Source organism: Mesorhizobium sp. M5C.F.Cr.IN.023.01.1.1, from assembly GCF_003997585.1.
Lineage (GTDB): Bacteria > Pseudomonadota > Alphaproteobacteria > Rhizobiales > Rhizobiaceae > Mesorhizobium > Mesorhizobium wenxiniae.
In genome coordinates this window covers 1-3,736 of the sequence record NZ_RZSU01000208.1, presented here as the reverse complement: position 1 = coordinate 3,736, position 3,736 = coordinate 1, and the positions used below count along the sequence as shown (strand labels likewise).

Sequence of the window (3,736 nt, the reverse complement as noted above, 5' to 3'; positions counted from 1 at the left end):
CTGCTTGGCCGTGTACGCGCCTCGAAGATCGGCCGGCCGGCACGCGCCGCCTGGCGGACGACCGCATCGGCAGCAAGGCCCTCGCCCATCTTCAGCAGCCCGCTGGTGAAAACCAGTTGGTCGACGATATCAGCCCTGAGCGGACCGCCAGGAATGACGTGGCCGTTGCCGACGCCGTAGCGTGCATCGACGACGACCAGCGCATAGTCGATATGGATGCGTGCGCTCTGGAAACCGTCATCCATGATCAGGAAATCGCAGCCATGCTTTTCCAGCAGAAGGCGCGCGCCGGCGGCACGGTTCGGCGTCACTGCGACCGGCGCGTGCTCGGCCAAAAGCAGCGGTTCGTCGCCGACATGCTTGGCGGCGTCATGATGCGGATCGACGACATGCGGCTGCGCGAAGGAGCCGCCATGGCCGCGCGACAGGAAACCGGGATTGAGCTGCATGCGCCTGGCCTGCCGGGCAAGGGCGATCGCCACCGGCGTCTTGCCGGTGCCGCCGACGGTGAAGTTGCCGACGCACAGCACCGGCGCCTCGACCTTTTCGCGCGCTGCTGAGCGCATGCGGCGGCCGGCAATGAGCGCATAGATCGCGGACAGCGGCGCCAGCGCCAGCGCCCGCCAGTCCGGTTCTTCCCACCAGAAGGGGGGCGCTTCGCTGGCCATCTTAGCGGCCGTTGGCGCCCTTGAGGCGCGACTTTACGACCAACGGCTGAATGTAGGGTTCGAGCGACTTCAACGTGAGCGCCAGCGCGCCGCGCATCTCGTCGACGGTCGCCGCGCCGGCCGCCATCATCTCATGGCGAGCCACCTCGTTGCTCAACAGGAAATTGACGGCGCCGGCCAGCATGTCGCGGTCTCGCACCAGCTTGGCGCCGCCGCTGTCGAGCAGGCGCTGATAGGTTTCGCGAAAATTCTGGACATTGCGGCCGGCCAGCACCGCCGTGTCGAGCATGGCCGGCTCCAGCGGGTTCTGGCCGCCCTCCGAGGTGAGCGAACGACCAACGAAGGCGATTTCTGTCAGCCGGAGATAAAGCCCCATCTCGCCCATCGTGTCGCCCAGCAGAATGTCCGTATCGGCGATGATCCGGTCGCCCTTGCTGCGCCGAGCGACTTTCAGGCCCATGCCGGAAATCTGCGCGGCAAGCGCTTCGGCGCGATCGGGATGGCGCGGCACGACGATCGTCAGAAGACCGTGGTGACGCTTGTGCAGCATCGCGTGAACCTCGGCAGCGACCACCTCCTCGCCGTCATGGGTCGAGATCGCCGCCCAGGTCGGGCGGGCGCCGATCTGGCGCTTCAGCGTGTGCAGCGCCCTTTCATCGGCCGGCGGCGGCGTGGTGTCGACCTTGAGATTGCCGGATACGGTGACCGGCCGGGCGCCGAGCGAGAGGAAGCGCTCGCCGTCGACATCCGACTGGGCGACAACATGGGCGAGATTCTCGAACAGCGCCTCGGCGATGTTGGCGCGTTTCTTCCAGGATTTGAACGAACGGTCCGACAGCCTGCCATTGACCAGCACCTGCGGCACACGGCGCGCGCCGAGCTCCAGGATGGTCATCGGCCAGATCTCCGATTCGGCGATGATCGCCAGATCCGGCCGCCAATGGTCGAGGAAGCGGCTGACCGCCGGCTTGAGGTCGAGCGGCACATATTGGTGGATGATACGATCGCCGAGCCGTTCGTCGGCAACCTGAGCGGAGGTGACAGTCCCCGTCGTCAGCACGATGTTGACGCCGTAGTCGAGGATGCTCTCGACCAGCGGCACGACGGCGATTGTCTCGCCGACGCTCGCCGCGTGGATCCAGATCACCGGTCCCTCGGGGCGCTCGCGCCCGGCGATGCCATAGCGTTCGCGCCGGCGAATTCGGTCCTCCTTGCCCCTGGAGGTGCGCCAGGCGACATAGGGTCCGATCAGCGGGTAGGCAACTGCGCCTGCGAAACGATACGCCGTCAGGAAAGTGCGCGCCCAGCGCTCGCTCATTTTGAGCCATCCACGAGGCGATAGGCCTCGGCGGTCGCGGCGTTGAGCGCGGCCGTGACCTCCTGGCGCTTGCGTTCCATTTCGGCCTCATCCGCATTGGCCGGAACGAACACCGGCGCTCCAACGACGATCGAGGAGCGCCCGAACGGTAGATTGATCGTGGTCTTGTCCCAGCTGCGTTCCAGCACCTTGCGGCGGCTGGTGGCGATGGCGGCGGGCAGGATCGGTCGGCCCGAAAGCCGCGCCAGGAGAACGATACCAAGCCCCGCATCGCGCGGCGTGCCATGCGGAATGTCAGCGATCATGGCGACGTTCTTGCCGGTGGCGAGTGACTTTTTCAGGGCAATCAGCGCTTTGGCGCCGCCCTTGTCGCGACGCTTCGAGCTTTCGCGTCCGCCCGAGCCGCGAACCGCCTCGATGCCGAATTTCTCGATCATCAGTGCGTTGAGCTCGGCATCGGCACTACGCGACACCATGGCGACCAGCGGCCGTCCTTTGGGATAGTATGCCGGAGTCAGAAGATGCTGGCCGTGCCATAGCGCGATGATGATGGGTTCGAACTGCGAGTGGGCGCCGCCCGATATCTGCGCCGACCCATCGACGACACGGTTGGTCAGGCGGATGATGCGAACGAACTGCGCAAATAGGCTGGCGATGGCGTTCTTGACGAATCGCGATTGCGCCAGCGGTTCGCGTATTTTGCGCCAGAATGTCTTCGAGGTGCCACCGCGGCGCCCCCTTGCCGCGGACCTCGTGGTCGGCCCTTTCACGGCTTCATGATCCATCAATGTCAACCGGCGGCCTTGTTGTCGGGGTCGAGCAACCGGTGCAGGTGAACGACGAAATAACGCATGTGGGCGTTATCCACGCTGGCTTGGGCCTTGGCTTTCCACGCCGTTTGCGCGGATTGATAATCCGGATAGATGCCGACGATGTCGAGCGCGTCGAGATCACGGAATTCTGTCCCGCCCAGCGTCTTCAGTTCGCCTCCGAACACCAGGTGCAAAAGCTGCTTCTTTCCGTCTTCCGCGGTCATGTCGGTCCTTCACATATCGTGAGTTTGTGACAGGTCTAGACCAAAGCCGCCGACTTTGGAACCATTGATGATATGTTCAACCGTCCAGCCCTGCGATGATGCCGGAGAGCACGGCGAGCAGTTCGCCGCTGCCAGCAACGAGCGCGCCGTGGTGGATCACTTCGCCGGCATAGCGCGGTGCGCGGCCATTCTGGTCGAGCAATGCGCCGCCGGCCTCGCGCAGGATGAGATCCGCCGCGGCGATGTCCCAGTCATGGGCGTTGGGTTTGACGAAGGTCGCGTCGAGCCTGCCACTGGCGACCATCGCCAGCCGGTATGCGAGCGAGGGAATATAGGGCACGCGGCTCAGCCGGCCCTGCCATTCCGCCGGCATCAGCCCTATCAATGGCTTCGGCCCGCCGATTTCGACCATTGCTGCCGGGCGGCGCACGGCAATGCGACCGCCATTCAGGAACGCCCCCTCACCGGGCAGCGCCCAATAGGTCTCCTCGGTGGCGGGACATTCGAGAACGCCGGCAAGGGTGCGACCGTCTTCGACCACCGCGACGCTGACGCACCAGGAGCGAAGGCCTTCGAGGAAGCCGCGCGTGCCGTCGATCGGATCGATGACGAAGGTGCGGCGGGCGGCAAGCCTTGCCGGATCGTCGGCCGTCTCCTCCGACAGCCAGCCATAGTCCGGCCGCGCTGCAAGCAAGGTTTCGCGCAGATACGCGT

The 3,736-nt window shown here is 65.3% G+C and carries 5 protein-coding genes; all 5 read right to left on the bottom strand.

Annotation, left to right across the window (positions count from 1 at the left end; genetic code table 11):
* A partial coding sequence (gene lpxK / locus EOA78_RS35185) for a tetraacyldisaccharide 4'-kinase (protein WP_127320286.1) occupies positions 1 to 668 on the bottom strand: 668 nt, incomplete at its 3' end.
* Between the two features lies 1 nt (position 669).
* Positions 670 to 1,986, bottom strand: a complete 1,317-nt coding sequence (gene waaA, locus EOA78_RS35180; RefSeq protein ID WP_127320284.1) for a lipid IV(A) 3-deoxy-D-manno-octulosonic acid transferase — start codon at positions 1,984 to 1,986, stop codon at positions 670 to 672.
* Positions 1,983 to 2,771 carry a lysophospholipid acyltransferase family protein gene (locus tag EOA78_RS35175; RefSeq protein ID WP_127320282.1) on the bottom strand — a complete coding sequence of 263 codons (789 nt, stop codon included), beginning with the start codon at positions 2,769 to 2,771 and terminating at the stop codon, positions 1,983 to 1,985. Before EOA78_RS35175 ends, waaA begins: the two co-directional genes overlap by 4 nt.
* Positions 2,772 to 2,776: 5 nt before the next feature.
* A complete protein-coding gene (locus EOA78_RS35170; protein WP_029354097.1) occupies positions 2,777 to 3,022 on the bottom strand; it encodes a DUF4170 domain-containing protein in 246 nt (81 codons plus the stop codon).
* Between the two features lie 76 nt (positions 3,023 to 3,098).
* Positions 3,099 to 3,736, bottom strand: a 638-nt coding sequence (locus EOA78_RS35165; RefSeq protein ID WP_164784108.1) for a 3'(2'),5'-bisphosphate nucleotidase CysQ, incomplete at its 5' end; no start/stop codon positions are given.